Below are 3573 nucleotides of genomic sequence, written 5' to 3'. Positions count from 1 at the left end.
AGGAATTCCGTAAATGACTTATTCCCTTGTGGTCTGTTTTTTAAAGCGAGCGTGTTTACAAACATCCCCACTATATGTTCCAAGTCCGCATGTGGACGTCCCGCAATAGGAGACCCTACCACAACCTCTTCTTGCCCGGTATATTTGTATAATAATGTGTTGTAAGCAGCCAACAAGACCATATATAAAGTAGCGTTCTGTTGTTTCCCGATTAACTTCAGCTTTTCTGTAATTTCTTGACCAATTTGAAAATTGAGACTAGTCCCTTCGTGACTAAAGACCGGCGGTCTTGGATAATCTGTTGGCAGGTTAAGAATTGGAATATCACCCTGAAATTGTTCTTTCCAGTATGTTTCCTGTTCCTTTAACTTTTCACTCTTCATGAATTCATTCTGCCATACCGCATAATCTCGGTATCGAATTCTTGATTCTTCCAGTGAATCCTCTGCATAAAGTTTTGTAAAGTCATCAATTAGAATTTTTGTTGAAACTCCATCTGAGATAATATGGTGCATATCAACGATTAAAATATGTCTATCTGTATCTATCTTAAATAAGCTCACTCTAAGCAAAGGTCCCGTAGACAAATCAAATGGGCGAATAAACGCTTGTATCGCTTCTTGAACCTGTTCTATTGATACTTCCATATATTCCACATTAAAGCTCACATCTTTGCGAACCTTTTGAACTGGCGTTCCTTCCACTAGCTCAAATGTAGTTCTAAAAGACTCATGACGCGCAACCAGTTGACAGAATACAGAATTCAATCGCTCTTGGTCCACTTTTCCTGTCAATTCCATAACTGCTGGCATGTTATACCCTAAACTCTCTTCTTCAAACTGATTGATTACGTACATTCGTCTTTGTGCTGAAGACAATGGATAATACTCTCGATCTTCTACCTGGGTAATGGTTGAATAGACGCTTTTATTTGAATGCTCGATATATGCCGCAAGCTCCTCAATCGTCTGACGCGCAAATACTTCTTTAAGAGGAAACTCAACATGAAATTGTTTGTGTATCTTTGACACCAAGGATGTAGCTCTTAGGGAATGACCGCCCAATTCAAAAAAGTTTTCATGAATCCCAACTTCCCGGTTTAAAGATAGAATTTCTTTCCAAATATGAGCCAATTGTTCCTCTGTTTCGTTTCTAGGCGCTACATACTCCACGTGGCCCATCGATGACCAATCTGGAGTCGGAAGGACCTTCCGGTCTATCTTTCCATTTGTATTTAAAGGAAACTTGTCCAACTGGATAAAGTAAGATGGAATCATGTAGTCCGGTAATTCAGCCAACAAAGTTTGTCGTAGTTCAGCTACTGAGATATCACGTTTGGCAACAACATATCCACACAGATACTTTTCACCCACTTCATCTTCCCGGTCCATGACAACTACTTCCTCCACATCCTCATGTTTCAATAGCTGATGCTCAATCTCTCCAAGCTCAATCCGGTACCCTCTAATTTTCACTTGATGGTCTATTCGTCCCAAAAATTCTAAGTTACCATCGGGTAACCACCTTGCCAAGTCACCTGTCCGATACATCTTCTCACCTGGAATAAATGGATTCTCCACAAACTTCTCTGCGGTCAATGTCGGGTTGCCAAGATATCCTCTCGCCAGCCCTTCACCACCAATAAAAAGTTCACCTATTCCACCAGTATGCTTAAGCCTCAAACTATTATTGTCCAAAATGTATAGTTTTACATTATGAAATGGTCTTCCAATCGGCAGATTAACTGAATAGAAATCTTTGTTCTCTGTACCCTCATAATAACTTGAATCGATAGTTGCCTCTGTGACTCCATAGCTATTAATCACTCTCATATTTTCCCCATATAACTTAACTAATTTTTTATACTCATGTACAGGACAGCTATCAGAACCTAGTATTAATACCCTTAAGGTCGTAAGGTCTAGTTTATTATCGTCTACATAATTCATAAAAGGTATAACAAGACTTGGTGTTGATTCAAAAATGTTAATTTCATACTTTTTAATCGTTTTATATAATAAATTGAAATCTAACTTGATATAACTTGGTACTATATACATTATCCCACCATTTAATAAACTTCTGCACAAGTCCCCAACAAACACATCAAATGATATTTTAGAAAGTTGCATTAGTTTTGTATGATCAGATAAGTCATACTTTATTCTCCAAGAATAAGCTATATTTACAACACTTCTATGTTCTACCATTACCCCTTTAGGAATCCCTGTTGATCCCGAAGTATAAATAATGTAAGCCAATGTGGAGCTAACAACCGGTACATTTAAATTTTCTGTATCCTGAAAATATAATCCCTCATCGTATAAATCTAGTACTAAACCAGAAAAGTCTATACTGTCCATAATTTCTTTATCTGATATTAATAACCTTGCTTGGCTATCTTTTAACATAAAATTAATTCGCCCGACGGGCGTCTGTGAATCCACTGGTAAATAGGCACCACCAGCTTTTAAAATGCCTAGTATCCCTACCATCGCGTCCACATTTCGCTCTGTCATAATTGCAACGACTGTATCTGGTCCTACTCCTTTGCTTCGAAGGGTACGTGCTAACTGATTCGCCCGCTCATTTAATTCTTGATAAGTTAACTTACTTTCTCCTGCCACTACAGCCACTCGATCTGGAGATTGTTCCACTTGTTCCTCAAATAACTTATGGATTGTTTTATCCTTCGGATATTCCATATGTGTATTGTTGATTTGATATAATAAATAGTCTCTTTCCTTTGTTGATAAGATGTCCACTTCATCCAAGGTTTGTTCTTGACTTATAGACAAGTTTGTTAACAAATTGACAAAGTGCTTTTGGAATCGAATCATTGTATCATGTCTAAATAAACTTGTACTGTATTCCAGTTCAAACTCGATATTGTTCTCTTCCTCTACTGCGGTCAAGGAAACATCAAATTTGGATGTATTATTAACATAGTCATATGGTTTAATCTCCAGCCCATTTGCTTGGATTTCTTCCATGTCCATATTCTGTAGAGTGAATAATGTGTCGAACAGCGGATTCCTGCTCATATCTCGCTGAATATCTAACGTTTCCACAAGTTCCTCGAATGGATAGTCTTGATGTTTAAAAGCTTCCAAGGTAACTTCTTTCACTTCTCTAAGGAATTCCGTAAATGACTTGTTCCCTTGTGGTCTGTTTTTTAAAGCGAGCGTGTTTACAAACATCCCCACTATATGTTCCAGGTCCGCATGTGGACGTCCCGCAATAGGAGACCCTACTACAATCTCTTCTTGCCCGGTATATTTGTATAATAATGTGTTGTAAGCAGCCAACAAGACCATATATAAAGTAGCGTTCTGTTGTTTCCCGATCAACTTCAGCTTTTGTGTAATTTCTTTGTCAATTTGAAAATTGAGACTATTCCCTTCATGACTAAAGACTGGTGGTCTTGAATAATCTGTTGGCAGGTTAAGAATTGGAATATCACCCTGAAATTGTTCCCTCCAGTATGTTTCCTGTTCCTTTAACTTTTCACTTTTCATGAACTCATTCTGCCATACTGCGTAATCTCGGTAACGAACTTTCGGTTCTTCTAGT

Annotated in this window: 1 protein-coding gene; it reads right to left on the bottom strand. The window is 38.0% G+C overall.

Annotated elements, in window-relative coordinates:
* Nucleotides 1–3573 (bottom strand): amino acid adenylation domain-containing protein (locus ACIGHG_RS25590; RefSeq protein ID WP_396551288.1); only part of this gene is annotated, 3573 nt, incomplete at both ends.

It is taken from the genome of Bacillus sp. NPDC077411, from assembly GCF_044543425.1.
In the GTDB taxonomy this organism is placed as follows: Bacteria; Bacillota; Bacilli; order Bacillales; family Bacillaceae_G; genus Bacillus_A; species Bacillus_A bruguierae.
This window is presented reverse-complemented; position numbering and strand designations above follow the sequence as displayed.